This is a genomic window from Limnohabitans sp., assembly GCF_023910625.1.
Lineage (GTDB): Bacteria > Pseudomonadota > Gammaproteobacteria > Burkholderiales > Burkholderiaceae_C > Limnohabitans_A.
Genome location: NZ_JAAVVW010000003.1, coordinates 2,212,146 through 2,236,723, shown reverse-complemented (window position 1 = coordinate 2,236,723; position 24,578 = coordinate 2,212,146). Strand labels below are relative to the sequence as shown.

The 24,578-nt window shown below is 58.0% G+C and carries 26 protein-coding genes, 3 pseudogenes and 1 riboswitch; of the genes and pseudogenes, 10 read left to right on the top strand and 19 right to left on the bottom strand.

The features are described from left to right. Positions 1-20: 20 nt before the first annotated feature. Positions 21-155, bottom strand: a pseudogene (locus tag HEQ17_RS14175) (ornithine cyclodeaminase family protein); the annotation flags it as partial. Positions 156-169: 14 nt separating this feature from the next. Then, positions 170-1,303, bottom strand: coding sequence for a DSD1 family PLP-dependent enzyme (locus HEQ17_RS14170; RefSeq protein WP_296293333.1), 1,134 nt, complete (start codon positions 1,301-1,303; stop codon positions 170-172). A gap of 91 nt (positions 1,304-1,394) precedes the next feature. On the opposite strand from HEQ17_RS14170, the gene HEQ17_RS14165 reads away from it, so the two are divergent. Continuing rightward, positions 1,395-2,303 carry a LysR family transcriptional regulator gene (locus tag HEQ17_RS14165; protein WP_296293332.1) on the top strand — a complete coding sequence of 303 codons (909 nt, stop codon included), beginning with the start codon at positions 1,395-1,397 and terminating at the stop codon, positions 2,301-2,303. Positions 2,304-2,590: 287 nt separating this feature from the next. Here HEQ17_RS14165 and HEQ17_RS14160 read toward each other — a convergent pair whose 3' ends face one another. From HEQ17_RS14160 to HEQ17_RS14150, 3 genes are read right to left on the bottom strand one after another with little or no spacing between them, the layout of a single operon-like run. Then, positions 2,591-3,067: an RES family NAD+ phosphorylase gene (locus tag HEQ17_RS14160; protein ID WP_296293330.1), complete on the bottom strand. Its 477-nt coding sequence runs from the start codon at positions 3,065-3,067 to the stop codon at positions 2,591-2,593. Next, positions 3,064-3,579, bottom strand: a complete 516-nt coding sequence (locus HEQ17_RS14155) for an antitoxin Xre/MbcA/ParS toxin-binding domain-containing protein (protein WP_296293329.1) — start codon at positions 3,577-3,579, stop codon at positions 3,064-3,066. Before HEQ17_RS14155 ends, HEQ17_RS14160 begins: the two co-directional genes overlap by 4 nt. 58 nt (positions 3,580-3,637) lie before the next feature. Further along, positions 3,638-4,078: a type II toxin-antitoxin system VapC family toxin gene (locus HEQ17_RS14150; protein WP_296293328.1), complete on the bottom strand. Its 441-nt coding sequence runs from the start codon at positions 4,076-4,078 to the stop codon at positions 3,638-3,640. A gap of 3 nt (positions 4,079-4,081) precedes the next feature. On the opposite strand from HEQ17_RS14150, the gene HEQ17_RS14145 reads away from it, so the two are divergent. After that, positions 4,082-4,801 carry a class I SAM-dependent methyltransferase gene (locus HEQ17_RS14145; RefSeq protein WP_296293327.1) on the top strand — a complete coding sequence of 240 codons (720 nt, stop codon included), beginning with the start codon at positions 4,082-4,084 and terminating at the stop codon, positions 4,799-4,801. A 60-nt stretch (positions 4,802-4,861) separates the two neighbouring features. Here the strand turns inward: HEQ17_RS14145 and HEQ17_RS14140 are convergent, their stop codons facing one another. The 6 genes and pseudogenes from HEQ17_RS14140 to HEQ17_RS14115 all read right to left on the bottom strand — a co-directional run bounded on the left by HEQ17_RS14140 (position 4,862) and on the right by HEQ17_RS14115 (position 10,332). Then, positions 4,862-5,371: a DUF3047 domain-containing protein gene (locus tag HEQ17_RS14140; protein ID WP_296293326.1), complete on the bottom strand. Its 510-nt coding sequence runs from the start codon at positions 5,369-5,371 to the stop codon at positions 4,862-4,864. Then, positions 5,368-7,531, bottom strand: a pseudogene (locus HEQ17_RS14135) (FAD-dependent oxidoreductase). The gene HEQ17_RS14140 and the pseudogene HEQ17_RS14135 overlap by 4 nt, the downstream one beginning before the upstream one ends. Positions 7,532-7,646: 115 nt before the next feature. After that, a complete protein-coding gene (locus tag HEQ17_RS14130; RefSeq protein ID WP_296293325.1) occupies positions 7,647-9,086 on the bottom strand; it encodes a Fic family protein in 1,440 nt (479 codons plus the stop codon). Between the two features lie 355 nt (positions 9,087-9,441). Beyond that, positions 9,442-9,639 (bottom strand): DUF2283 domain-containing protein, encoded by a 198-nt coding sequence (locus tag HEQ17_RS14125; protein ID WP_053173388.1) that lies wholly within the window; start codon positions 9,637-9,639, stop codon positions 9,442-9,444. Between the two features lie 54 nt (positions 9,640-9,693). Beyond that, positions 9,694-9,900, bottom strand: a complete 207-nt coding sequence (locus tag HEQ17_RS14120; RefSeq protein ID WP_296293323.1) for a DUF4258 domain-containing protein — start codon at positions 9,898-9,900, stop codon at positions 9,694-9,696. Positions 9,901-9,930: 30 nt separating this feature from the next. Continuing rightward, complete coding sequence (locus tag HEQ17_RS14115; RefSeq protein ID WP_296293322.1) at positions 9,931-10,332, bottom strand: type I restriction-modification system subunit M N-terminal domain-containing protein; 402 nt, start codon at positions 10,330-10,332, stop codon at positions 9,931-9,933. A 416-nt stretch (positions 10,333-10,748) separates the two neighbouring features. Between HEQ17_RS14115 and HEQ17_RS14110 the strand changes: the two genes are divergently transcribed. The 6 genes from HEQ17_RS14110 to HEQ17_RS14085 all read left to right on the top strand — a co-directional run bounded on the left by HEQ17_RS14110 (position 10,749) and on the right by HEQ17_RS14085 (position 16,148). Continuing rightward, positions 10,749-11,531, top strand: coding sequence for a DUF6602 domain-containing protein (locus HEQ17_RS14110; protein ID WP_296293321.1), 783 nt, complete (start codon positions 10,749-10,751; stop codon positions 11,529-11,531). 97 nt (positions 11,532-11,628) lie between these two features. Then, positions 11,629-12,624, top strand: a complete 996-nt coding sequence (locus HEQ17_RS14105) for a hypothetical protein (protein WP_296293319.1) — start codon at positions 11,629-11,631, stop codon at positions 12,622-12,624. Between the two features lie 1,164 nt (positions 12,625-13,788). Further along, positions 13,789-14,415, top strand: a complete 627-nt coding sequence (locus HEQ17_RS14100) for a nuclease-related domain-containing protein (RefSeq protein WP_296293318.1) — start codon at positions 13,789-13,791, stop codon at positions 14,413-14,415. Between the two features lie 54 nt (positions 14,416-14,469). After that, positions 14,470-14,889, top strand: coding sequence for a GNAT family N-acetyltransferase (locus tag HEQ17_RS14095; RefSeq protein ID WP_366938048.1), 420 nt, complete (start codon positions 14,470-14,472; stop codon positions 14,887-14,889). 195 nt (positions 14,890-15,084) lie between these two features. Beyond that, complete coding sequence (locus HEQ17_RS14090; protein ID WP_296293317.1) at positions 15,085-15,405, top strand: hypothetical protein; 321 nt, start codon at positions 15,085-15,087, stop codon at positions 15,403-15,405. Between the two features lie 14 nt (positions 15,406-15,419). Further along, entirely contained in the window at positions 15,420-16,148 is a 729-nt protein-coding gene (locus HEQ17_RS14085) for a hypothetical protein (protein WP_296293316.1), read from the top strand. Positions 16,149-16,284: 136 nt separating this feature from the next. Here the strand turns inward: HEQ17_RS14085 and HEQ17_RS14080 are convergent, their stop codons facing one another. Next, positions 16,285-16,761 carry a CDP-alcohol phosphatidyltransferase family protein gene (locus HEQ17_RS14080; protein ID WP_296293315.1) on the bottom strand — a complete coding sequence of 159 codons (477 nt, stop codon included), beginning with the start codon at positions 16,759-16,761 and terminating at the stop codon, positions 16,285-16,287. Between HEQ17_RS14080 and HEQ17_RS14075 the strand changes: the two genes are divergently transcribed. Together HEQ17_RS14075 and HEQ17_RS14070 are read left to right on the top strand one after the other, a co-directional pair. After that, positions 16,754-17,167 (top strand): BrnT family toxin, encoded by a 414-nt coding sequence (locus HEQ17_RS14075; protein ID WP_296293314.1) that lies wholly within the window; start codon positions 16,754-16,756, stop codon positions 17,165-17,167. The genes HEQ17_RS14080 and HEQ17_RS14075 overlap by 8 nt on opposite strands. Further along, positions 17,157-17,426 (top strand): CopG family transcriptional regulator, encoded by a 270-nt coding sequence (locus HEQ17_RS14070; RefSeq protein ID WP_296293313.1) that lies wholly within the window; start codon positions 17,157-17,159, stop codon positions 17,424-17,426. Before HEQ17_RS14075 ends, HEQ17_RS14070 begins: the two co-directional genes overlap by 11 nt. A gap of 207 nt (positions 17,427-17,633) precedes the next feature. Here the strand turns inward: HEQ17_RS14070 and HEQ17_RS14065 are convergent, their stop codons facing one another. The 7 genes and pseudogenes from HEQ17_RS14065 to ntrB all read right to left on the bottom strand — a co-directional run bounded on the left by HEQ17_RS14065 (position 17,634) and on the right by ntrB (position 24,576). Then, complete coding sequence (locus HEQ17_RS14065) at positions 17,634-17,777, bottom strand: hypothetical protein (protein WP_296293312.1); 144 nt, start codon at positions 17,775-17,777, stop codon at positions 17,634-17,636. 546 nt (positions 17,778-18,323) lie between these two features. Continuing rightward, positions 18,324-19,217, bottom strand: coding sequence for a DUF6352 family protein (locus HEQ17_RS14060; RefSeq protein WP_366938047.1), 894 nt, complete (start codon positions 19,215-19,217; stop codon positions 18,324-18,326). Continuing rightward, complete coding sequence (locus HEQ17_RS16080; RefSeq protein WP_366938046.1) at positions 19,165-19,395, bottom strand: DUF6352 family protein; 231 nt, start codon at positions 19,393-19,395, stop codon at positions 19,165-19,167. The genes HEQ17_RS14060 and HEQ17_RS16080 overlap by 53 nt, the downstream gene beginning before the upstream one ends. A gap of 5 nt (positions 19,396-19,400) precedes the next feature. Beyond that, positions 19,401-22,115 (bottom strand): annotated as a pseudogene (gene metH, locus HEQ17_RS14055) (methionine synthase). 55 nt (positions 22,116-22,170) lie between these two features. Further along, positions 22,171-22,271, bottom strand: a riboswitch (S-adenosyl-L-homocysteine riboswitch). A gap of 93 nt (positions 22,272-22,364) precedes the next feature. Beyond that, the gene (gene cynS / locus HEQ17_RS14050; RefSeq protein WP_108354158.1) at positions 22,365-22,808 is read right to left on the bottom strand and encodes a cyanase; all 444 of its coding nucleotides are present in this window, start codon (positions 22,806-22,808) and stop codon (positions 22,365-22,367) included. Positions 22,809-22,844: 36 nt separating this feature from the next. Further along, the gene (locus HEQ17_RS14045; protein WP_296293311.1) at positions 22,845-23,720 is read right to left on the bottom strand and encodes an ABC transporter ATP-binding protein; all 876 of its coding nucleotides are present in this window, start codon (positions 23,718-23,720) and stop codon (positions 22,845-22,847) included. Then, positions 23,710-24,576 carry a nitrate ABC transporter permease gene (gene ntrB / locus HEQ17_RS14040; protein ID WP_296293310.1) on the bottom strand — a complete coding sequence of 289 codons (867 nt, stop codon included), beginning with the start codon at positions 24,574-24,576 and terminating at the stop codon, positions 23,710-23,712. Before ntrB ends, HEQ17_RS14045 begins: the two co-directional genes overlap by 11 nt. Between the last annotated feature and the right edge of the window lie 2 nt (positions 24,577-24,578).

Here is a 24,578-nt window from a genome sequence, read left to right as displayed (position 1 = left end):
GTGTGTTGTCACGTGTTCACTGGGCGATCTAACAGCTGCAGGCTCACGGCACCGGCAGCGTCAGTACGCACAGTGGTTATTGCGTTCCCGTCCATGACGCAAATCGGGCGATCGGTTGTTGGGTTAACAAACATCACGGTGGCTTGATGCGGTTCGCGCGAGATCCGCGTTACCAGCCGAAGAACCGCGACCACTCCTCCGTGCGGCCATCCGGGAGCAGCGCCTGGTAGTGCGGATACTGTGCGCCGGTCGCGCAGGCATGGTTCGGAAGAATGCGCAGCCGTGTCCCAACGGGGAAGCGCCGTGCAATGTCGGCGTCCGGCTCGCCTGATCGAGACACAATGCCGTGCTCCTGGTTCGCGCTGCCAAGGATGAAGCCGGGCAGGAGTTCGCCTTCCTGCATGCAAACCTGGCCATAGCCGAAGTCGCGGCGTTGCTTCTGCGTTCCGCGATCGCGGCTCATGGCCATCCAGCCGGCATCCACGATCGCCCACCCCTTCTCCACTTGGTGGCCGATGACCGTGGTCAGCACGCTCAACGCGAGGTCGTCGGTCGAGCAGACACCGACGTTGTGCATCACGAGATCCTGGAAGACATAGACCCCCGCGCGCACTTCGGTCACACCGTCGAGTCGCTTGGCCTCCAGCGCGGTGGGGGTGGAGCCGATGCTGACGCCCGGACAGGCCAGGCCTGCAGCACGGATACGCTCGGCCGCGCGGACGGCGCCTGCCCGTTCCTGTTCGGCGATGGCGACTAGGCTCGTTCGGTCGCTGCACTCGTAGCTCGACCCCGCATGCGTCATCACGCCCCCCAGTTTTGCGCCTCCGTCGACGAGCGCCCGCGCGATCTCGATCAGCACATCGTCCTCCGGCTTGACACCGGAACGGTGGCCATCAGAATCGATCTCGATCCAGACCTCGAAGATGGCCGCGTGCTGACGCGCGAACGTCGCGATCGTTCGTGCGCCTTCTAGGCTGTCCGTGATCAGCTTGAGTTCGCAGCCCTGTTTGCGGAGGTCATGCGCCGCGCCCAACTTCGTCGCGACGATACCAACGGCGTACAGGATGTCTGTCAACCCGGCTTCGAAGAACTGCTGCGCTTCCTTCAAGGTCGAGACGGTAATGCCCTGGGCGCCTGCGGCGATCTGCGCACGCACCACAGGCAGGCACTTTGTTGTCTTCACGTGAGGACGAAAGCGCACGCCAAGTTCGTCCATACGCCGCTGCATGCGATGAATGTTTCGCTGCATGCGTACCGTGTCGATGATGGCTGCCGGAGTTTGCAGATTGTTAAGTGCGGTCATGGTGGCTGTATGTGTAACGAAGACGTCAGTATGAGTTGTCATATCCCCGTTTTGGTTAACGGTGAGTTTTTCCAGCATTTATAATGGGTGAATGCCTGATCTTGAAGACCTACGTTTATTCCACGCCTTGGGAGGTACAGGATCGCTGGCCGCCACAGCCCGGATCTTGGGCGTGACACCGCCCGCTCTTACCAGCCGCCTGAAACGCCTGGAAGCGGATCTCGGCGTCAGCTTGGCCGTTCGTGGTTCGCGCGGCGTCCGACTTACGGAGGAGGGGGAGCGGTTGCGCGATGAGGCGAGCGCGGTCCTCTTACGCATTGAGGGGCTGGCGGAGGTGGTCGCCGGTGACAAGGGGCCGCTGGCGGGCTCACTGCGCGTGTCGGCGCCTTTCGGCTTTGGACGGGAACATCTCGCGACCATCGTCCGCGACTTCCACCGCGCCAACGGCGGAGTGACCATCAATGTTCGTTTGTCGGACAACCCCTTGCGCGAAGCGACCACAAACGATGTCGTCATTCACATTGGTGGTCTGCGGGACTCGACCTGGGTGCAACACTTGCTGGCGCCGAATCGGAGGGTCCTTTGTGCCAGCCCGGATCTCGCACGCCGTCTTGCAGGGACCTTAACTCACCCCAGCCAACTCGCGCAGTTGCCGTGCCTGCCGATAACCGAGAACGACGAGGACTTGGTGCGGTGGTCGTTTTTTAAGACCGGCCAAAGCAAGCCTGTCAGCGTGCGGATCCTTGGGCCGCTGTCATCAAACGACGGCGCGATGATCACGAGTTGGGCTCTCAACGGCCTCGGGGTCATGGTTCGATCAGAGTGGCAAGTGGGGCCACTGATTGCGAGCGGCAAGCTGGTCGAACTTCTTCCCCAATGGCGAATGCACGATGCGCCGGTGCTTGCGCTTACAAAGACGAGACTCGGCATGCCCAGGCGTGTCCGTGCTTTCCTGGATGCGTGCAGATCGGGGCTCTCGCCAGCCCCGTGGAAGCTCTGAACGCGGTTATCGAAAACTGTGTCGCTCAGAGCGATCAAGCCAACCCATCCAAAGCAGACGTTTGCGGAAAGGCAGCAAGGGGCCTAAGGTGCGATATCGGCAAAACTATCCACCCACACCCAACTCTTGGCGAAAGCCTTGGCATGGCGGCGGAAGTGGCGCATGTTAGCTGCACGGATTTGCCGCCTGGCAAGAAGTAAAACACTTTGCGCTGCAAATGAAGAAGCCTCCAAACATAGAGGGTTGGCGGCTTTGAACTTATTCTTCTTATGCTTTGGACCGCTGCGCTAAAACAAGCGGGGGTCAAACCTGAAGGGGTAGCGCTCAATTTCGAGCAATATTCTGCGGTAATCGGGGTGCGCTGGGTTGATCAACAGATTCATCTCTGACGGCTCAATAAAGGAGGGCACCCAGAGCCCCAGGCTGGCCATCGATTCAAGCCAGGCCAAGCCAAAAGCTTGTGTTGCCGCCTCATTGCTTTGCCAGTCGGCGGGCAGTCCCAAATCGCTCGCTGCCATAAGGAGGCTGTCATCTGGGATTTCCAGTTGCATCAAGGCCTGGTTTTTTGGATGGGCACCGTTGCTGTGAACGCGTTTTTCCAACTGGCAGAGCGCGCGGTTAGAAGCTGCATAAACCACTTGCTGCGCACCCTTGACATGCCATCGGCCATTGCCCAAGGTCGATCCAAAACCCAGCGTGGAGAGGACAGCAGAGGTGGGCAGTGTGGGGTTTTCGCAAAAGCCAATGCGCCAGACCGTGGTCAAACGACACCGCCGTATCGGATGGCAATCAGAATGTCTTTCACGCGCTGTGCACCGTAACTGGTTTTGGCCAACTCCAGCGGGCTGTCGCCATCCAGCATGGGGTGAGGGCGTCGCAGCCAAGCTGAGGCTTCTTCTTCCGTCTCAAAGGTGTCGGTGGCCATTTGCCCAAGTTCCAGTAAACGCAACACGCTTTCAGCCGAATGGATGGGCAGCAGTTGCCCTTTGGCAGCACGGCGGTTGGCGGTGCTGCGGTCCAGATCAAGGTACTCTGCAATCACCCCTTTGCCCAGCCCAAGGTAATCGCCCAGCGGCCCAATGGCTTGACTGGAAATGCCGCGTTTGAGGAGCTTGCAGGCCCCAACGCTGGAAAGACTGGCCAGACGTGCGCCCACCATAACGCGTGTGGAATCTGGCAGCGATTCGTTGGTGTCTGGCGCGTCCAGCATGGCCCACAGGGCCGAGAGCGCAGCGCTGCGGGGGGTGGTGTTGGCAGAGACGATTTGTGTTTTCATGGTGCAATTACACCACGCTAACGAGGCAATTACAACAAATTGAGCTGATTCAGTATTGCTATGGGCGTAAAAAAATCAGGATTTCGGGTAGCCTCGCACCGGATGCCTTTGAAGCCTTTTCGTCAAGGGTGAGGAACGGAAGTGCATTGCCCTTGCGGGCCAGCGCCAGATGCAAACACTCCGCGAAGTCGGCGATGCCGTCCTCGTAACTGGAAAGCGCTTGCTCTATCGCGCCCTCCGATTCAAACTCAAGCTCGAAAGTGTTTAGCAATCCGGACATTGTTCGGATGACATCCGTTTTGGAGAATTTGTACCTTGAGCGCAAAACCCATTCCAGCTCAAGCATGACTGTGACTGGTACCCACAAGCTTTCTGACTTACGAATGTGATGCTCAAAGACTTTTGCGACAACCATCGACTGGCGATCATCGTCCTTGACGATGTAGCGCACCAAAATGTTGGTATCGAGGGAAGCCGCAATGCCCAATGGCGTTGACAATGGTTGCGCCAAAACAGCTTGGGACTGGACCCCGCCCAAAACACCCATGCCCGACGCAGTCTGGACATTGGCTCCAGCAGTGGCGAGTTCGTTTATCTGATGCACACCCTGGGCTTTCAGGCCAAGGGCATTGAACCCCACGCGGGTTATGCCAGCTACGCCCGGCACATGCTGGGTATTGAGGTCAACAACGTCACCTTGCAACAAGGTCTGGCCAGTGAGGCAGCAGGTTCTTTGGACCTGATTTCCATGTTTCATGTGCTTGAGCATTTGCCAGAACCCGTCTCAGCCTTGCGCACCATAGGCGAAAAACTCAAGCCCGCAGGCCTGCTTTACATCGAGGTGCCCAACGCCCTGCGCTTGTGTTCGCCGCATTACATGTTTTTCAGGGCGCACACCTTGTACTTCACTGGCAAGACCTTGCGCAACTTGCTTGAAACCGCTGGTTTCAAGATCGTGGCCCATAACCCCGATGATTCGGACAATCTGAATGTGGTGGCACAGTTTGTCAACGCGCACCGCGCCTGCCCGGCCAGTGCTGCTGGCCACCCTTTGGTGTCTGCGCAGCAAGCACGTCGGTGGTTGCCTTATCTGCTGCAACAATTGCGCGATGGCCAACCCTTGCGCAAATGGCGCATACGTCAGGAAGAAAAGCGCAGCGCCGCCCAATATGCCGACGGCCTGTCGCTGTTGAGCCAGTTGTATGGGCATACGTCGGCTTAAAGCCGAGGCGCGTCTCGCCTGATCGAACGCGCTGACCCTGATGGTGCGCCCCCTGTCACCTCAATGGGTCCAAGTCAATGACTTGAGCCAAGCCACACTTTCTGCCCCGGTGTTGTCACTGTCCGCGCCGATCAACACCGCCCTCACTTGCGGAACCGCAGCACCCGTCGGGATTTCATCTGCAAACAAGCTGGAAAAGTCAGCAGCCACATCGCGGCTCTCGGTTTGCCACTGGCCCAGCAGCGCGCCTTTGCCGCCCGTGAGCGGTTGGTCCAACCGCCAGCGCCATTGCAATCGGCCTGGATTGGCATTGGGCAGATCGTGCACCCAGGTGCCATATGAAGCGCGTGTACTGACCTTCAACGCCCGCTCGCCTTGCACCTCGGCCAACTCGAAGCGGGTGGGCGGGATGTCGGCCTTGGATTTGGGAAAGCCCACAAATCGCCATGGACTGGCGGCTGTGCCATCGACGGGCACCAAGGGCGTGAGGCTTTGCGCCACAGCAGACACAGCAACAAAGGCCAAACCCATCGCCAGCAGTGTGTGGGGGGGTTTAGAAAACGGGTTCATCCACGCCGCCAATCATGGTATTTCTTCACCCAAGCCAGCAACTTTTGCGGCGCATGGGCGCGTTTCCATTCACCTGCGGCGAATTTGTTGGCCTCGCTCATGGTGGGGTAGGTGTGGATGGTGCCCAGAATCTTGGTTAACCCCAGACCATGCTTCATGGCCAGCACGTACTCGGCCAGCACATCTGCCGCGTGTGCGCCCACGATGGTCACGCCTAAAATCTTGTCTTTGCCCGGCACGGTGAGCACTTTCACAAAACCGTGGGCCTCGCTGTCTGCGATGGCGCGGTCCAGATCGTCGATGCCGTACTTGGTGACTTCATACGGGATGTTCTGCTCTTTGGCTTCTTGCTCGTTCAGGCCCACCCGCGCCACCTCGGGGTCGATGAAAGTCGCCCAAGGAATCACCGAATAATCGGCCTTGAACAGCTTCCACTCGCCAAACAGCGCGTTCACGGCGGCGTACCACGCTTGGTGCGCGGCGGTGTGGGTGAACTGGAACGGGCCCGCCACATCGCCTGCGGCGTAGATGTTGGGGTAGAGGGTTTGCAGGTACTCAGTTGGTCTGCACGGTGCGGTGCGTGGGGATGCCCAAGTCCTCAAGGCCATACCCTTGCAAACGCGCCACGCGGCCCACGGCGCACAGCAACTGGTCAAACACGATGCGTTTTTCTGCACCGGCGTGCTCCACCACCAGGGTCTTTTCGCCGTCAACCCTCTCGCCGCGCAGCGCCTTGTGGCCGGTGAGCACTTGCACGCCGTCGGCCTCCAGTGAGGCTTGGGCGAGTTCGCTCACCTCCTCGTCTTCGCGCAGCATGATGCGTGCGCCCATTTCCACTTGGGTGACGTGCGAGCCCAGTCGCGCAAAGCTTTGTGCCAGCTCGCAACCAATCGGCCCACCGCCCAGCACCACCAAACGTTTAGGCACTTCATCAAGCTTCGCAAATTCGTCCCACAGCGTGTCGCTGGTCACGTAACCCACATCGCCCAAGCCGGGCAGGGGCGGCACGAAGGGGCGGGCACCGGCAGCGATCACGATGCTGCGGGCCGTCAAGCGTTGGGTTGTACCGTCGTTCAACGCCACCTCCACCGTCCACGGGTTCACTAATCTGCCGTAACCCTGCAGCACCTCCACACCCAAACCGGTGTAACGCTCAATGCTGTCGTGCGGCTCGATGGCTTTGATCACGTCGTGCACGCGCTGCATCACCGCCTTGAAGCTGAAGCTCGGGGCCGCATCGCTCAGGCCGTAGTTCGACGCGTGGCGCATTTGGTGGGCCAGCTTGGCGCTTTTGATCAGCGCTTTGCTCGGCACACAGCCATAGTTCAAGCAATCGCCGCCCATCTTGTGCGCCTCAATCAACGTGACCTTGGCCTTGACGGCTGCCGCGATGTAGGCGCTGACCAAACCGCCCGCGCCGCCACCGATGACGATCAGATTGCGGTCAAAAGTTGGGGGACGCTGGTCGGCCCAACGGGCATAGACCTTGCGCTTTTGCACCGCAGCCACAATGCGGCGCGCGATCAGCGGGAAGATGCCCAGCAGCACAAAGCTGCCCAAAAGCGCGGGGCTCAAAATGCCCTGCAGCGATTCGAGTTGCGCCAACTGCGTGCCCGCGTTCACATACACCGCCGTGCCCGCCAGCATGCCGATTTGGCTGACCCAGTAATACGTCCACACCTTCATGCGCGTGAGGCCCATGAGCAGGTTGATCAAGAAGAAAGGCACGACCGGGATCAGCCGCAAAGTGAAGAGGTAAAAACCGCCCTCGCGGTTCACACCCGTGTTGATGTCGGCCAGGCGCTGACCAAAGCGCGCCTCCACCCAGTCGCGCAACAAAAAGCGCGATGCCAAAAACGCCAAGGTCGCGCCCACGGTGGACGCAAACGACACGATCAACAAACCCTGCCACAAGCCAAAAATGGCCCCACCGGCCAAGGTGATGATCACGGCCCCCGGAATGGACAGCGCGGTCGCCAGCACATAGACGAGGAAATACACCGCCGCCACCGTGAGCGGCTGCTCGGCATGCAGATAGGCAAAACTGGCTTGGCTGGATTTGAGCTGCTCAAAGCTCAAGTAGCGCCCCAGGTCCAGCGCGACAAAGGCACCGATGGCCAGCGCCAGCAAGAGCAGCAACACAATTTGACGAAGGCGCATGAAAGGGGAACTCCAAAATGGGCAATGGCGTGGCGAGTGGGGCGAAATCGGCGCCATCAACAACAGTGAACCATAACGCCGATCATCTTGCAGTTCGTTGCGGCGCGGCAAAAAGTTACAGGTGATCGCCACCACCCGAGCAAGCCAACTTCCAAGCCAGGTATTCAGAGCGACGCAGCCGGTAGCGGGCCACGCTGCCTTCGTGCAACTGGTGCAGCGCCTCGGCCAGCATGCGGGTGAACGCGTCCTGGTCTGCTGCGGGTACCTGCATGCGCGCCACCACGGTGGCCAGCACCTCTGGGCTGGGCGCTTGCAGGCCCTTGACCACCGCCTGCACGGCCTGAATCAGCGCTTCGCGGTATTTGATTTTGAGGGGGTTCGGCTCCACCATGGTTTGGGTGATGGCCAGATAACGCTGGCAAGAGCGTTCATACGCCCACACAAACACGTCGCGCAACAAATCGACCTCGTTGAATTCATACACGCCCAAAGTGCCTTCGATGTACGCCCGCTCGGGCACGTCGATGAACGACAAGGGGCACAGGTTGTGCTGGATCAGCGGCAAGTTGGCGCCAATGCGCGACACGCGTTTGTTCACATCTTCAAAAGGCTGCAAATACGGCAGCTGCACCATGAGGAAAAACGCCTGCTCAAACGGATCGGGAATGGCGGCGGCTTTGCTCAGCAACAGCTCAAAACAATCTTCAATCACCTGGGGCATGGCGACGGGGTGAAACACCGTGCCCGAAATCTCCACCGAGCGCCGACGCAGACGGCCACTGGCCTGCGGGTCGCGCATCAAGTCTTGCGACAACACGGCATGCAGATTTTTGAACGTGAAGGCATCAAAGCCCACCTCATCGGTGTCCTCGATCAGCATCTCGATGGCGGCTTTGTGGTTCAGGATCATCTGCGTTTCGATGGCGTCCTTGCCCTTCGCGGCCTGTCCATGCTCGATCAGGTTTTGCGTGTCCAGGCGGCTGTAGGTGTTGCCCTCCAGCCGCGATGAAGCCCACGACAAATCCACCAGCAACCGGCTCAAGATGTCGCGGGCGTAGGTGCCTGCGGGTCGTTCGTTGGCGGGCGTGCGGCCCATCTCGTGCAGCTGGCTGCGCAGCGCAGCTGGCAAATAAAACGTGACACGCGGCTGATACGCCTCTAGAAACTCGCGCCGATAACCCACCGGGCGGCGGTGCATCAACGGCTGCCGGACCCGATCACGGATGCTGGCCCCCGCTGGCGAGACCGGCAGATCGGGCTCCGCCTCGGCCACGCCCTCAGGAGTAATGACGCCCCCACCACCGCTACTGCCCGCAAGCTGCGCCCAAGCATGCGCCACCGGCTTGTAAACCAGCGCAATGCTCTGCCCCTCAGACGCGATCCGCTGCGCATCGATGAGTTTGAGCAAGCGGCGTTGCAAAGTGCGACGGTTCAGCGACCCGCCTTGTCGCTGTGCCATGGCCGCCTCGATCTCGGCAATGCCAATCCCACCGGGGTGCGCGGCCACGATGGATTCGATCAGTTGCAATTCGTCGGCGGGGGTGATGCGGGGCATGGGGTGGCCTGTTAAGGGGTCATTTGTCTCACTTAAGTGGGAAAGCGTGACTAAGAGCGACAGTATTTAGGGGCATTATGTCGCTCAAAGTGTCACCCTTGCAAGTCATAGTGTCGTGCAATCCGACTTATCGAGGCGTTGACATCCATCTTTCACCGCAAATATTGCGGTGAATAAGCGGCATATTCACCGCAATCGCCTACATAAAAGCCACATTCCCGTTGAATTGAAACCCGCTTGCCTATGCCCGCAAGCTCTGCTGCCGAATGTGCTGGTAAACCAATTGCGCCACGTCCACTTTGTCTTGCGGCGTGTAGGGTGGCTCGGGCATTGACAGGTATGGGGGGATAGTCAATCAGGCGGCTTGGCCGTGGAGGATTTCTACCGGGAGTGCGCCGTTGGCTCTGGCGTCCAACACGACAACTTCTACGGCTGTGCCATCAGCTGCGTAGCTGACATGCGTGTTCCAGTCCTGCGACACCTCGCGTGCAATGGGTTTATCCGAGAGATGAATCACCAAGATGTCATCTTGGTCGTAGTAGGTGGTTTTCATGGGTTAATCCTCCAATACAAATTCGTGCATGACGGTTTTAACGACCACGGCGTCTTAGAGGACCAGCACCGCACAGACCAAATTATCAGTTCGCCCAGGGAGATTTTTATACGCCCACAGATGGGTTGGGTCTTTGAACCGTGTTTCACCAGTGTCAATCACTTGCATCAGCTCCTCGATGGAAATAGCACGATCAAGCAACCGTTTGCGGGCGTGCATGGTCAATACAACAGGCAAATTGAAACGTGTGCTGAACAACATGGGATCAATGTAGCACGCAGACACTATTTTTCAGATGAAGTGGCTGCTCTGCACGAACATACAACCCGAGACGCAAGCCAAGTCGGCCACGATCGCATGCACGGCCGCGACCAGTGCACCGCCCAGACTGGCCCCCGAAGGCAGGTTGAGCAAGGTGTCGTAGCGTGCGGCCTCGGGCAGCATCAAAGCGCGGCGCTTGATGAAGTCGCCTTTGACCAAGGGACGCTTTGGCATGGTGCCCGCCGCCTGCGCGGCCTCAATGGCTTGCAGCGCGGTCTGGTAACGGTTGGTGGCGTGCCGCAAAAAAATCACGCCCAACACCGGCATGGAATATTCGGTGGCCGTGAGGTTGGAGTTGGCACGGAGCTGATCGGCGGCTTCCCACAGGCTGGTTTCAATTTGCGCGATGTTGTGGAAGGCGTTGGCAGTCATCTGTGCGGGGGCTGATTGTTGTTTTTGGCGGTTTGCCGGAGGGGCGTTTGGGCGGGGTGGCCAGCGGGGGCGTGAATGATTATGCCCAGCTTTGGTTGGGGGTTGGGGTGGGGTTGAGGGGGCGCATGGGGGTTTATGCTCAAAGGTGATTTATAGCTAAATTTTTGTATTTTTTTGGGTATAGTGTGGCGTTTCGGACCTGCTGTGCTGGATGGTGCGGTGTAAGGGGTTAGATGCCGGGTTTGGGCAGTAAATTTATACCTGCATGCACATACAGTGCTTGGCCTTAACCCCATGGCGTGAGCCGCTTGCAACGATTTCAACAAAAAGATGTATCGACACGGGCCGGGTGTATCAACCAGGTTTTGCGATCTACATCACGTTATGCCTAAGGACTCCCGATGCTGAAGTCACACATGGATGCTGTGGAGACATCCCTCATCCACATCTCCCAAATACCGGCCAACGCCGGACATACGCTGCATCGAGGTACTCCAAGAGAAGCCTTCATAAAGAAATTCCTTGAGGGGCACCTCAGCGCAAACGTAGCAATCGGTACAGGTGAAATAATTGACGCCAATTCGCAGCCGCGTGCGTCCCGCAACCAATTCGACATTGTCATTTATAAGACCAACTATCCGAAGCTGGACTTCGGAGGCGGGATCAACGGATTCATGATCGAATCAGTCGTTGCAACCATTGAAGTCAAGTCAGTTCTTGATCAGGCTGCTATCGATCAATCCGTGAAGGCGGCACACGCAGCCAAGAGCCTTACGCCGAATATCAACACTAGCTTTAGCACTGGCTGGATTCCTCCACGCATATTGAATTTCGTTGTGGCCTACACTGGTCCAGCTCAAATGAACACCGTTCATTCATGGTTACAGAATTCGCACACAAGTCAGAACATACCGCTACCGATATGGAACTCAGGCAATCGCGTATCGGTGCCTGGAACGGCGCTGGATGGTGTGTTTCTCTTGCAGAAAGGTTTCGTTAAGCTGGACAACTCGCCGATGACTCTAAACACGCAACAACCGCCAGTTGCGGGCACCCATGTCATTTGCGATTCAAACTCTGGAATCTTGCTTATGTTGTTCTTAGCGCTGCAGGAAGCGTGTGACAACGTTCAGGGGGCATGGCTCAATGCCATACCGTATTTGCAGTCAGTCCGGTTTCAAAATGTACGCATTGCTTAGGCAAGGCATAACCCGGCAGTCCACACGGACGCTACGCGATAAAGCCGCGCAGCGCCGGTGACTTCTACGTTAGGCTTCACAAGGAGACCATTTTGGTATGAGTGAAATCATCGAACACGAAGACGCTGGGAACGGTCGCGCAGTCCGCGTCGGCCAGTCCCACACACAAGTGCCTCTGAAGGTCTATCAGGACATCTACCATCAGGTGACCGGAAGAACAGAGCAGATTCGCAAGCGGTACTCAGAGAACATCCTTGTTGAATTCTCCGACCTCGAGCAACTGCATCACAAGGTTTCGCAGCTCTGCGATGTCCATCACGTAGTGGCACGAAATGAGTCTGTCTCCGTCTTCCACGAGAAAGAGCGAAAGGAAGTCTTCACGTCGTTTGAGCGTTTCCGCCTCTACAACGGAAACGCTACAAGTCCCTCCGTCAATGTCGTCTTCAAGTACAACTTCTCGATCATCCCGGCTGGACTGGAGCGCCCGCAGGAGTATGTAGTAACCGCACGACTTACTTCGCGGGTAGCTGCTATCAAGCAAATGGAAGAGGAAGCGCCGCCCTTCATGCGCGGCCGATTCATCGGCTACATGGCAGGAAGTGCTGCCGAAGTTACTGTTGACTACGCAGACTACGTAGTCGCTCGCGGTTTTCTTGAAGCGTTTGACGAGTGGATTGCAGGGTGCAAGTCCACTCCGAAATCGCAACTACTTCAACTTCTTCGACAACACTCACACCGAATTCCGGAGGTTGCCCGACTTGCAGTATCCGCGATTATCGTCGGGTTCGCGCTACAGGCCATACCGACAGTTCTTGGGCAGAGCGCATCACCGCAAGCCATAGCGCGTTTCATCGTCATACTGGTCGGCGGCTCGTACATCGTCTTGTCACTTACTCGATTCTTTGCTGAGTTCATCGAAGTGGCAATCGACACTTATCCAGTTCTCTCCTACTTAAAGCTGAATAAAGGCGATGAAAAGCTAATCGCTGAGGCATCGTCTGCAAAGCCGCGAGCATGGCTACAACTTACCCTTGGCGCAGTCGGATCAATCATCTTAGGGATCATTTCGGCCAAGCTAGAGAAGCTGATGTGAAGCCTAACGGTCGTTCTACCGGAGCGCCAACGGCTGGCTACCTTGCCCGCGAGGCGCGCTCTGTCTACCCTGCGCCTCGCGGGTAAGGCGTCCACCCGTCGTCGCCCGGTTAACTCTGCGTTAGGCCTCATGGAATTGATGTGGTGCGCCACCACGAAAAAGCAACCACTAAGCCCCGTAGCCCAAATTAATCCACCGCATCAGCGATACTGCACCTTCAATCAACTGATTTTGGGAGTCAACTATGGCTACAAAAGTGACTAGCTCACGTGTTGCTCGAAAGGCTTCGAGCGTTCTTTCCAGTACTTCGACCGGCAAGGCGTCAAAGAGTGCTGCAGGCAGTTCTCTATCTCAGGTTTCTCCACCAAAGGCAACTTCAGCAAGAGCGGCTAAGGCTGCCTCGGCTGTTTTGAGAGATGGGAGAACCGGTGCAGCCTCAAAGTCAGCTGCTGGATCAGCACTCGCACAGACTAAGAAGAAGTAGGCGGAGCGCCAACCATGCAATTGATGCGCTTGAACTCGTCCACGATCTCTGCTGTCGGACATGCCAGTCCGAACGAAATCTGAAAGGGCGCGCCGATCAATGAAGCGTGAACTGATCTTCGTACTTACAACCTCAATCTATGCCAGCCTGCCGGCGTTTTCGAACGAGGCCACCAAGTGCTTTGAGAAGGCATGGAAGCATCCTGATGATGGAGGGCTAGGTCTACCCCGAGGACTGGCGACCGACTTATGCGCCGCAACAACGAATGCTTCTGAGGTTACCCAATGCTTTGAAAAGGCTTGGGAACACCCTGATCGAGGCGGACTTGGCCTGAATCGTGGCCAAGCTGTGAAACTGTGCAAGGGTACAACCAATGCTCTGAATGCTACGAAGTGCTTTGAAAAGGCTTGGGAGCATCCCTCGCGCGGAGGACTCGGACAAACGAAAGGCGGCGCAATCGAGTTATGCGCTTCGCCCTTGAGCCGTTAAGTAAACGAAGAGACAGCATTGAAATGATCCAAGTCCGTAGCGCAGCCGCCCGTTCAATGAGGCCTAACCATTCGTTCAACCGGGAGCAGTGGGGCATGCCGCCGTTTGGGGCTCCATTTCATTCTGCCCCAAACGTCGTCATACCCCACTGCTCCGGTTAACTCGCACGTTAGGCCGCACACAGAACCCACGTGACCACCCTCCTCTACATAGTCCTTGCACTCTCGGTTGGCTACCTACTTGGTCGCTTCCGCGCCGCACGGTTTCAGAACCGAGGTGAAGCGCTATTGGCCAAGGTCATCCGAACCAGCTTTCAGCCTCCGGACTACCACTTGATGAATCATGTGACCCTCCAGCTCAAGGACGGTACAACCCAGATCGATCACATCTTGGTCTCGAGGTTCGGCATCTTTGTCATTGAGACCAAGGACTACAAGGGCTGGATCTTTGCCAATCCGAAGCACGCGCAGTGGACTCAAGTTTTGTTCAAGAGGAAGTTCAGGTTCCAGAACCCAATCTTCCAGAACATTCGCCATGTCCGAGCGGTTCAGGACCTGATCGACTTCCTCCCACCAACAGCGGTGACGTCGGTCGTCGCATTCACTGGCGAAGCTGAGTTCAAGACCGAGATTCCGCCAGGCGTTTTCAGTGTCACCCAACTCGTGGACTTCTTGAAGGAACAGCGCATCGAAGTCATGTCGCTCAACCGCCTTCAGTTCTGCGTCGGCCGCTTGGAGACGGCGAGACTTGCCATCTCAGCCAAAACTGATGTTGAACATGTTCAAAGTCTTCAACGGCGCCACGGCGGTGCGGCCTAACCCCTCGCTCAACCTGACCCGCTACGGCAAGCGCAGAGTTCCGAAGTCGGCGTTGTGGCCGAGCTTGTGCACGCGTTGCTCTCGGAATTGACACCCCCAACTGCGAATCCCCCGACGATTGATAAAGTCCGCGCTTCCACCGTGCTCCTTCTCAATAAGGACCGTGGGGTGTGGGCTTTTGTTGCCGAGGATGAACTGGGTCATGCGGTTGGTGTCCTAACGTTGCATGAGTGCGCATCGATCTATGCTGGTGGGAGATTCGGAGAAATCTCGGAGTTGTTCGTCAGCCCCCCGGCGCGTTCGGAGGGTGTAGGGCCTGAGTTGCTTAAGGAAGCGATGAGATTTGCTCGCGCAAGGGAGTGGCGAAGATTGGAGGTAGGTGCCCCAGCCGGTACACATTGGAATCGTACCGTTTCGTTCTATCTCAGAAACGGCTTCGAAGAAGTCGGTCCAAGGCTGAAGTGTCTGCTGTAGGGCCGGAGGATCGTGCGCAGTGAGGCCTAACCCCTCGTTCAAGCCGACCCGCTACGGCAGGCGCTGTAAGCCTGGTCCGCGGCACCTGGTGTATCATCGCGAACCAGGCTTACAGCGCCCGCCTCCGCGGGCGGCTTAACTCGAACGTTAGGCTTCTCGTAGCACTGACCTTAATCCTCAGCATAAGGAATACATATGGCTAACAAAATTGAGCTGCCTTCCGGATGGGTTTGTGATGGAAGAGAACTCAAGCCAAAGTCCGGCGCGTCACTCTCGAATACGTGGATTTTCGACGGAAAAGAGATAAAGCCGAAATCGGGAGCGAGTCTATCCAATACATGGACTTGGGACGGCAAGGACCTAAAGCCAAAATCCGGGGCTTCGCTTTCGAACACCTGGATCGTGGATGGGCAAAAGGCAAAGCCTAAGTCTGGCGCAAATTTGTCTAATACTTTTGAAATCGGGAACGCTTCAATATTAGTCGTTGCCGGTCAGCTCGTTTTGCGGCTCTGGTAAATGTGGCCTTGTCTATGATTGCTGAATCTTTCGCCGAGGAGGCGCTTAGCAAGTTTGCTGGATGCGATAGCGATGAGGTTGCCGCAGGAAGTCCTGCGACGCCCTCTATTTGGGTCTTAGGCATTGAGCACGGCACCTTCAATAGTAGGCATGAAGAAGCTTCCGGCGTAGGTCCAGAGGACGATAGCTATTCCATCGAAATGCAGCTCCGATGGCCCTACAACAAAAAGGCGTTCAAGCTCCTCGCTTCGATGCATGGTTATATGGTCGATAGATTCTTGGAGTTTGCTACAACCCATCAACCTTTTGTAAAGGGGCGATCTGGGTTCTTTAAGGGCAATCTATATCCCTTTGCTTGCCATGATGTTTCGTCGTGGCCAGAGCGAGCGGTGAAAGCGACCGGCACCCCAGACAAGAACGAATATATTCGGTGGTGCCATGAGCACCGTCTTCCAACGATAAGAAACTGGATTGATGAATATCAACCCAGAGTGATCATCGGCGTTGGAATCAGTTGTCGAAGTGATTTCTCGAAAGCAGTATTTGGCCAAGAAGTTGAGCTTCGTGAAAAGATTCTCGACATCAATGGACATCAAAAGAGATTGTTCCATTTCACGCAGGGCTGGCGAAAATTGGTCGTCATTCCTCACTTCTCTGGTGCATATGGTTTGAATAGCAACGCGTCATTGCAAGAAGCTGGCAAGTTCATCAATGAGATTATGCAGCAAGGCCAGCTGAACTAAAGTGTGCGTTCAGCCTAACAAATTCTTACAGACGGACCAAATCGTACTGTCATGCCTTTTGCAAAAAACGCAAAAGCCACGCCAGCACGCTTTGGCCGCTGAAGAAAGGCGTTAGGGGCTAAGTTACGGCGTAACTTCACCCCAACCTCCGATACCCCCACCAAACCCGCATCCCCGTGGTGATGGCACACAAAGCAGCAAACCCATAAGCCAACACCGCAAAGTTTTCAGGCCAGATGCACATGGCGGCAAACACGGTGATGGTTTCGGTGGCTTCGGTCAGGCCGCCCAAGAAGTAAAAGCTTTTGCCCGGCAAGGCGGTGTCCGTCAGGCCGCGTTTTTCGGCCAGTGCGGCGAAGGCCAAAAAGCTGCTGCCGGTGCCGATGAAGCTGGCCAGCAGGGCTGCGGCGGGCAGGGCGTTGGTGGCGGGGTGGGCCACCGCAAAGGCCAGGGGGATGGCGGCGTAGAACACGAAGTCGAGTGCGATGTCCAGAAAGCCGCCCGCGTCGGTGGGCTGGGTCAGGCGGGCCACGCTGCCGTCCAGGCCGTCGAGCAAGCGCGAGGCCAGCAGCAGCGCCAAGCCCCACCACCACGCTTGCAGCGCAATGGCCACGGCTACGGCCTTGGCCGCACCTGTGCTGTTGGGGATGATGGCTTTCGCCTGCGTATTTCTTGTGGTTCACGCCATAGACACACAGCGCATAGTGCTCAGGCGGCTTCTCGTTGGATGGCAATTAAGGTATATTTTCTATACCATGATGTCCTTTGAGTTTGACGCCGCAAAGAGTGATTCCAATCGCACCAAGCATGGCATTGATTTCGTCCAAGCTCAGGTGCTGTGGAATGACCCAATGCTGTTGGAAATTCCGGCAAAAACAGATGACGAACCGCGTTATTTGGTGATTGGCGTCATGGATGGGAAGCATTGGTCGGCAGTCATCACCTACCGGGGAGCCCATATCCGATTGATATCCGTGCGTCGCGCACGCACAGAAGAGGTGGCACTTTATGAAAGCTAAAAAGTTCGAACAAGCGTTTGAAGATGGGGCCGACATCACGGCTTCTTTGGACTTGTCCAAATCCAGGCGCGTGCTGCAGGAGCAGAAGCGGGTGAATGTTGATTTTCCAACATGGATGATTGACTCGCTGGACCGCGAAGCCAGCAAACTGGGGGTGACGAGGCAGTCCGTGATCAAGGTCTGGCTGGCTGAGCGCCTTGAGGCGACTACGTCTCATGTTCCCTTAAAACGGACGCCCAAAGTTGCGACGCAGCGCTGAACTTTCGCGTCAGCTTCACCCCAACCGCCGATACCCCCACCAAACCCGCATCCCCGTGGTGATGGCACACAAAGCCAGCAAACCCATAAGCCAACACCGCAAAGTGTTCAGGCCACACGCACATGGCGGCAAAGACGGTGATGGTCTCAGTGGCTTCGGTCAGGCCGCCCAAGAAGTAGAAGCTTTTGCCCGGCAAAGCGGTGTCCGTCAGGCCCGTTTTTCGGCCAGTGCGGCGAATGCCAAAAAGCTGCTGCCGGTGCCGATGAAGCTGGCCAGCAGGGCTGCGGCGGGCAGGGCGTTGGTGGCGGGGTGGGCCACCGCAAAGGCCAGGGGGATGGCGGCGTAGAACACGAAGTCGAGCTGCGATGTCCAGGAAGCCGCCCGCGTCGGTGGGCTGGGTCAGGCGGGCCACGCTGCCGTCCAGGCCGTCGAGCAAGCGCGAGGCCAGCAGCAGCGCCAAGCCCCACCACCACGCTTGCAAGCGCAATGGCCACGGCGGCGGCCATGCCGATGGCAAAGCCCAGCCAGGTCAGCGCGTCGGCGCTGATGCCTGCGCGCACCAAGCCGCGTGCGGCGGCGTTCAGCGCGGGGCGCAACAGGGTTTGGGCGTGGCGGTCAAACATGGTGGTCAAACATGGGTGTGGCTTTCTTCGGCGGCGCGCAAGTGGCTCAGTATCGGGTTTCAAAGCCATGGCATTGACCGATTGCAACGATTTCAACAAAAAGATGGATCGACACGGACCGGGTGTACCCACCGGATTTTTCGGTTCACGTCAGATTGGCCGCCTTCATAACAGCGGTTTGCTCTTGATATTTGGCTTCATCTGGTAAAGCTTTTGGCCAACCACTTTCATGCCCTGGGTCGTTTAAAGAGCGCAAAACTTGAGCGAAGCAAGTTCAGGCAGAGAGGGTTAAGGGCAAATTGAGCAACAGGTTTTGCGGCTTGAGCTTGAGTAAACCCTGCTCGTTCATGGCCAGGCCCAGGTAAACCACCTTGCCCCGCACATCAGCGCGCATGTCATCCGGATTGGCAAAACGCAGCTTGAACAGGCTGATGAGTTGCTGCTGGCGCTTGGCGTCCAACTCAACGCCTTGGTAGAGGTCATTGAGCAAAGCAGTAGCCGTCACGTCCAGCCCCACATGCCAGCGCCAAGCCGGATCGTCCACCTTTTGCACCGGCTCGATGCTGACCGACACACCCAAAAAGTGCTGCACCCACAAGGCCAAGACGCTGGACAAGGCTTTCAGGCCCGAGCGGGCGTTGACCATGCTCAAGATCAGGCCGTGCGGCAATTCGTTTTGCAGTTCATGCGTCATGTCGAGCAAAAAGGCGTAACGGCCCAGGCCCTCGCGCTGTGCGAAGTAGCGTTCAGCGTTGTCCGGGTGCAGCACCTTCACATCGACCGCCTTGAGGGGCGCGCCGCCTTCCATCAACAAGCGGCCCATCTCACCCAAACCCCCGGTGGCTTTCAGGCTGTCCAGGGTGTCGCTGTCGCCCGACAGCACACGGCCCCCTTCGATGGTGATGCGCTGGCGGCGAAACAGCAGCTCAGCAGCACGCCATACCCACGCGTCTTGCACCTCGGCCAGCACGTTGCACACAATGGCCTGCACCACCACATCAATGAAGAGCGGCGGCATTTGGATGTTGCCGGATTTTTGCCAAGCCATGTAGGCCGCTTCCAGCGAACCGGCGCTTTTTACGTCATCCCGAAAACGCAAAAACAGCTCGTAGTTTTCACGCGCATCGTCGTCCTTGAAAGCCTTGAGTTGCGCGGGCGTCACCTGCATCAAAGGTGCATCCAGCAGCGCCTGGTGCAATGCGCTTCTCAGCCTTGCAAGACTCCTCCACCAAAGCCAACTCTGGGCGCTCCAACCACAAACGCCAATAGTCGGGCGTGGCGCTCATCCAGCCCCGCTCGTTGCGCGAGAGGTGCTGGTGACCGCAGGACGTCCAAAAATTGAGCATGGTGTTCAGAGGTTAGGGGCCAACAGGCGTTGCAGGTCTTTCACCTCAACCCCGCTGCGCTGCGCGAGGTCTTGCACCTGGTCGTCGCCCACTTTGCCCGACGTTGAAGTACTGCGCCTCGGGGTGCGCGATGTAAAAACCGCTCACGCTGGCCGCAGGCGTCATGGCCAGGCTCTCGGTCAGGCCCATGCCAATGTCTTGGCATTGCAGCACATCGAACATCGCTTGTTTGGCGCTGTGGTCGGGGCAGGCGGGGTAGCCGGGCGCGGGGCGGATGCCTTGGTATTTTTCAGCGATCAACTCTTCGTTGCTCAGCGCCTCGGTTGACACGTAACCCCACAGGTCGGTGCGCACTTTTTTGTGCAGGCATTCGGCCAGCGCTTCGGCCAAGCGGTCGGCCAATGACTTGAGCATGATGGCGCTGTAGTCGTCGTGCGCGGCTTCGAAAGCCTCTGCGCGCTTGTCGGCGCCGATGCCCGCGGTGACGGCGAAAAGGCCCACGTGATCGGGAGCCACGCCCACGGGCGCGACAAAGTCGGCCAAGCAGCGGCTGGGGCGCATGACACCATCGATCATGTGTTTTTCGGTCTGCTGACGCAGGCCGCGCCACGTCATGGCGACCTGGCTGCGCGAGGCGTCTGAATAAAGAGCGATGTCGTCGTCATTGACGCTGTTGGCAGGGAAGAGGCCCAACACAGCATTGGCTGTGACCCAGCGGCCTTCGATGATTTTTTTCAGCATCGCCTGGCCGTCGGCATACACCTTGCGCGCCTGCTCGCCTACGATCTCATCATCCAGGATAGCGGGGAAAGGTCCGGCCAAATCCCAGGTCTGGAAGAAGGGGCCCCAGTCGATGTATTGCGCGATCTCGGCCAGGTCGTAGTTCTTGAACACGCGGCGGCCAATGAACTTCGGGGGAGTGGGCACGCCTTGAGCCCAGTCGATGGGCGTCTTGTTGGCGCGGGCCTGCGCCAGCGTCCACATCGGGGTTTGTTTTTTGTTGGCGTGCTGCTCGCGCACCTTGTCATAGTCGGCATTCAGCTCGGCGATGTAGTTCGCGGCTTGCTCGGACAACAAGCCCTGCGCCACGCTCACGCTGCGCGAGGCGTCGGGCACATAGACCACCGGGCCGCTGTAGTGGGGGGCAATCTTCACGGCGGTGTGCACGCGGCTGCAGGTCGCACCACCGAATCAACAGCGGCATTTGGCGCTCGCGGAAGTAGGGGTCTTTTTCCATCTCGCCCGCCACGTACTGCATCTCTTCCAAGCTCGGCGTGATCAAGCCTGAGAGGCCAATGATGTCGGCGTTCTCGGCTTTCGCTTTGGCCAAAATTTCGTGGCAGGGCACCATCACGCCCATGTTGACCACTTCAAAGTTGTTGCATTGCAAGACCACGGTGACGATGTTCTTGCCGATGTCGTGCACATCACCCTTGACGGTGGCGATCACGATCTTGCCCTTGGCTTTGACGTCTTGACCGGCCGCTTCTTGCGCGAGTTTTTCGGCTTCGATGTAGGGCAGCAAATGCGCCACGGCTTGCTTCATCACGCGCGCGCTCTTGACCACCTGCGGCAAGAACATCTTGCCCTGGCCGAACAAATCGCCCACCACGTTCATGCCGTCCATGAGCGGGCCTTCGATCACGTGCAGCGGACGGCCGCCTTTGGCCAAAATCTCTTGGTACGCCTCTTCGGTGTCGTCGTTGATGAAGTCGGTGATGCCGTGCACCAAGGAATGTGACAGGCGCTGCGCCACGCCGACGGGGGCCTCGGGCGTGCCGCGCCAAGCCAGTTTGGCGCTCTCGTCTTTGGCCGCTCCCTTGGCGCTGTCGGCCACCTCCACCAAACGCTCGCCCGCATCAGGGCGGCGGTTCAGCACCACGTCTTCCACCCGTTCGCGCAGCGTGGGCTCCAGGTCGTCGTATACGCCGACCATGCCTGCGTTGACGATGCCCATGTCCATGCCCGCCTGGATGGCGTGGTACAGGAACACGGTGTGGATGGCTTCGCGCACCGGGTCGTTGCCCCGAAAGCTGAAAGACACGTTGGACACGCCGCCGCTGACCTTGGCGCCGGGCAGGTTCTGTTTGATCCAGCGCGTGGCTTCGATGAAGTCCACGGCGTAGTTGTCGTGCTCTTCGATGCCAGTGGCGATGGCAAAAATGTTCGGGTCGAAGATGATGTCTTCCGGCGGGAAGCCCACCTCGTCCACCAACACGCGGTAAGCGCGCTCGCAAATCTCGATCTTGCGTGCGTAGGTGTCGGCTTGGCCTTTTTCGTCAAACGCCATCACCACCGCAGCAGCGCCGTAGCGCTTGACCAGCTTGGCTTGGCGTTTGAACTCGTCCAAGCCTTCTTTCATGCTGATCGAGTTGACGATGCCCTTGCCCTGGATGCAGCGCAGACCGGCTTCGATCACCGACCATTTGGACGAGTCCACCATCACCGGCACGCGGGCGATGTCGGGCTCACCAGGCCATCAGGTTCAAGAAACGCACCATGGCCGCTTGGCTGTCGAGCATGGCTTCGTCCATGTTCACGTCGATCACCTGCGCGCCGTTTTCGACCTGCTGCCGCGCCACAGCCAAGGCCTCTTCGTACTGGCCGTTCAGGATCATGCGGGCAAAGGCCTTGGAGCCGGTCACGTTGGTGCGTTCGCCCACGTTGACGAACAGCGACCCGGTGCCGATGGAGACAGGCTCCAGACCGGACAACTTCATGGGGGGGACAGACACGATTTCAGACGCGACAACAGACACGGGCTCACCTTGGATCATCAGGTGAGCGTCGTTGTGCAAGATCATTCAGACATTGAACGGCCCCAAGCCTGACCTGCTGCGCCTATTAGGCGGCGGGCTGCAACGCTCCTTGAGGAAGCTGGGATTTTAACCGCGTACAAAGCAAAAAGACCCTTGTTTTTAAGGGGGCAGCCTTGCCGACGCGGTCAAGCTGCACCTACCCGCGCCCTGTCAGTACTGCTTGTAAGGCAAGAACTTGCCCGACAGCACCACGTTCACGCGGTCGCCCTTGGGGTCGGGCTGGCGCACGATGTCCATGCTGAAGTCGATGGCGCTCATGATGCCGTCGCCGAACTCTTCGTGGATGAGTTCTTTGATGGTGGTGCCATACACGCTGACGATTTCGTACCAGCGATAAATCAGCGGGTCGGTGGGCACTTGGCTGGGCAGAGAGCCTTTGTAGGGCACCACTTGCAGCCATTTGATTTCTTCGGCGGTCAGGCCAAAGATTTTTCCGATGATTTTGGCTTGCTTGGCATCAAAGGTCATTTGGCCGAGGCACCCGGCGGTGACCCACTCTTTGGACAAGCCGACCTTGTCGGCGACGTCGCTCCACTTGATGCCCTTGGACACTTTGGCTGTGATGATTTTTTCGGTGATGTCTAAACGGTTCATGAGAGACCTCTTGGGGGGTTGGTGAAAAAGAAAGAATCAATGGGCTTTGGCGCGTGACACCAAAAAATCGACGATGTGGTTGCGCATGTCGTAATAACCGGGCAAGTGGTGCAACTGGGCGCGTGTGCGTTCGCGTGGCAGCGGGTTGACCACCACTTCGGCCAGGCCCCCTGGCACATAGCTGCCGCCCGATTCGTTGCCGTTGCTCATGAGCAAGATGCGGTCCGACAGCAAAATCGCTTCGTCCACGTCGTGGGTGATCATGAAAACGGTTTGCTGTGTTTGGCGCACGATGGCCATCAGTTCGTCCTGAATCGTGCCCCGTGTGAGTGCGTCGAGGGCTCCAAAGGGTTCGTCGAGCAGCAGCATCTTGGGCTGGATGGCGAAGGCTCGGGCAATGCCCACACGCTGCTTCATGCCGCCCGACAGTTGGCTGGGTTTTTTGTCGATGGCGTGCAACAGGCCCACCATGCCGACGTGCTTTTCCACATGCACGTTCACTTGCGGCGTTTTCCATTCGGGCCACTTGGACCGCACAGCAAACGCGATGTTTTGCCGCACTGTGAGCCAAGGCATGAGCGCATGGCTTTGGAAGACCACACCACGCTCCAGGCTCGGGCCTGCGATCTCGCGACCGTCCATGAAGGCGTGGCCCGTGCTGGCCGTGTCCAGACCCGCCAGCACATTCAAGATGGTGGTTTTGCCACAGCCCGAGTGGCCGATGATGCAGACGAACTCGCCTTTGTCGATGGTGAAGGTCACGTCCGAAAACACCGGCTTGTCGCTTTGGTAGGCCTTGCCCAGTTTTTCGATTTTGAGGAAAGCGTTCATGGCTTTGGCCTTGGGTTGGAATGCATGGGTGTCGGATGACAAAGGCGCGATCAGCTCGCGTTCGGTGGCTTCACTCCACATAGGTCACCGCCTTTTGCAATTGGGCAAACGCCAGGTCCAGCAACATGCCCACCACGCCAATCACCAGCACCGCAAAGATCACGTTCACCAGAGACAGGTTGTTCCACTCGTTCCACACAAAGTAGCCCACACCCGTGCCGCCCACCAGCATCTCGGCGGCCACGATCACCAGCCAGGCGATGCCCATGCTGATGCGCATGCCGGTGACGATGGTCGGGGCAGCAGCGGGCAGGATCACCAAGAAGGCTTTGCGCAGCGGACGCACCTCCAGCGTGCTGGCCACGTTGAGCCATTCACGTTTGACGGCGGCCACGCCAAAGGCCGTGTTGATCAGCATGGGCCAGACCGAGCAGATGAAGATGACGAAGATGCCGCTGACTTCCGAGTCTTTCAGGGTGTACAGCGCCAGCGGCATCCAGGCCAAGGGGCTGATGGGTTTGAGCACCTGGATGAAGGGGTCAAACGCCTTGCGCATGAGTGGCGACATGCCGATCATGAAACCCACCGGCAAGGCCACCAACACGGCCAAGAAGAAGCCCAGGGCCACCCGGCCCAGAGAATGCGCGAGTTGGATGCCGATGCCTTTGTCGTTGGGGCCTTTGTCATAAAACGGATCGGCCAGGTGGCCCAGCATGGCCTTGCCCACTTCAAGCGGTGGCGGAAACCCCGTGGTTTTGACCGCCCCCGGGTCTTTGCCCATCATCTTTTGGTATTCGATCTCTTCGGCCGTCATGCCCGCCTTGGAGGCGCCGGCCACCGTTGGGGCAGTGGCCGAGAGCTGCCAGGCCCCCAGAAAGACCAAGAACATGAGCAGCGAGACCATGGCCGCGCGCAAATTGAGGTGCGTGGTTTTCATGT

What these genes read in the sequence shown, in the direction of transcription:
- HEQ17_RS14130 (WP_296293325.1), bottom strand. Translation starts at nt 9,086, where the DNA reads ATGCCCCGCATCACCCCCGCCGACGAATTGCAACTGATCGAATCCATC.
- HEQ17_RS14170 (WP_296293333.1), bottom strand. Translation starts at nt 1,303, where the DNA reads ATGACCGCACTTAACAATCTGCAAACTCCGGCAGCCATCATCGACACG.
- HEQ17_RS14140 (WP_296293326.1), bottom strand. Translation starts at nt 5,371, where the DNA reads ATGAACCCGTTTTCTAAACCCCCCCACACACTGCTGGCGATGGGTTTG.
- HEQ17_RS14085 (WP_296293316.1), top strand. Translation starts at nt 15,420, where the DNA reads ATGATTGCTGAATCTTTCGCCGAGGAGGCGCTTAGCAAGTTTGCTGGA.
- HEQ17_RS14045 (WP_296293311.1), bottom strand. Translation starts at nt 23,720, where the DNA reads ATGTGGAGTGAAGCCACCGAACGCGAGCTGATCGCGCCTTTGTCATCC.
- HEQ17_RS14120 (WP_296293323.1), bottom strand. Translation starts at nt 9,900, where the DNA reads ATGTTGTTCAGCACACGTTTCAATTTGCCTGTTGTATTGACCATGCAC.
- HEQ17_RS14090 (WP_296293317.1), top strand. Translation starts at nt 15,085, where the DNA reads ATGGCTAACAAAATTGAGCTGCCTTCCGGATGGGTTTGTGATGGAAGA.
- cynS (WP_108354158.1), bottom strand. Translation starts at nt 22,808, where the DNA reads ATGAACCGTTTAGACATCACCGAAAAAATCATCACAGCCAAAGTGTCC.
- HEQ17_RS14125 (WP_053173388.1), bottom strand. Translation starts at nt 9,639, where the DNA reads ATGAAAACCACCTACTACGACCAAGATGACATCTTGGTGATTCATCTC.
- HEQ17_RS14155 (WP_296293329.1), bottom strand. Translation starts at nt 3,579, where the DNA reads ATGAAAACACAAATCGTCTCTGCCAACACCACCCCCCGCAGCGCTGCG.
- HEQ17_RS14060 (WP_366938047.1), bottom strand. Translation starts at nt 19,217, where the DNA reads ATGCAGGTGACGCCCGCGCAACTCAAGGCTTTCAAGGACGACGATGCG.
- HEQ17_RS14070 (WP_296293313.1), top strand. Translation starts at nt 17,157, where the DNA reads ATGAAAGCTAAAAAGTTCGAACAAGCGTTTGAAGATGGGGCCGACATC.
- ntrB (WP_296293310.1), bottom strand. Translation starts at nt 24,576, where the DNA reads ATGAAAACCACGCACCTCAATTTGCGCGCGGCCATGGTCTCGCTGCTC.
- HEQ17_RS14075 (WP_296293314.1), top strand. Translation starts at nt 16,754, where the DNA reads ATGGCCACGGCTACGGCCTTGGCCGCACCTGTGCTGTTGGGGATGATG.
- HEQ17_RS16080 (WP_366938046.1), bottom strand. Translation starts at nt 19,395, where the DNA reads ATGCTCAATTTTTGGACGTCCTGCGGTCACCAGCACCTCTCGCGCAAC.
- HEQ17_RS14115 (WP_296293322.1), bottom strand. Translation starts at nt 10,332, where the DNA reads ATGACTGCCAACGCCTTCCACAACATCGCGCAAATTGAAACCAGCCTG.
- HEQ17_RS14165 (WP_296293332.1), top strand. Translation starts at nt 1,395, where the DNA reads ATGCCTGATCTTGAAGACCTACGTTTATTCCACGCCTTGGGAGGTACA.
- HEQ17_RS14105 (WP_296293319.1), top strand. Translation starts at nt 11,629, where the DNA reads ATGAGTGAAATCATCGAACACGAAGACGCTGGGAACGGTCGCGCAGTC.
- HEQ17_RS14110 (WP_296293321.1), top strand. Translation starts at nt 10,749, where the DNA reads ATGGATGCTGTGGAGACATCCCTCATCCACATCTCCCAAATACCGGCC.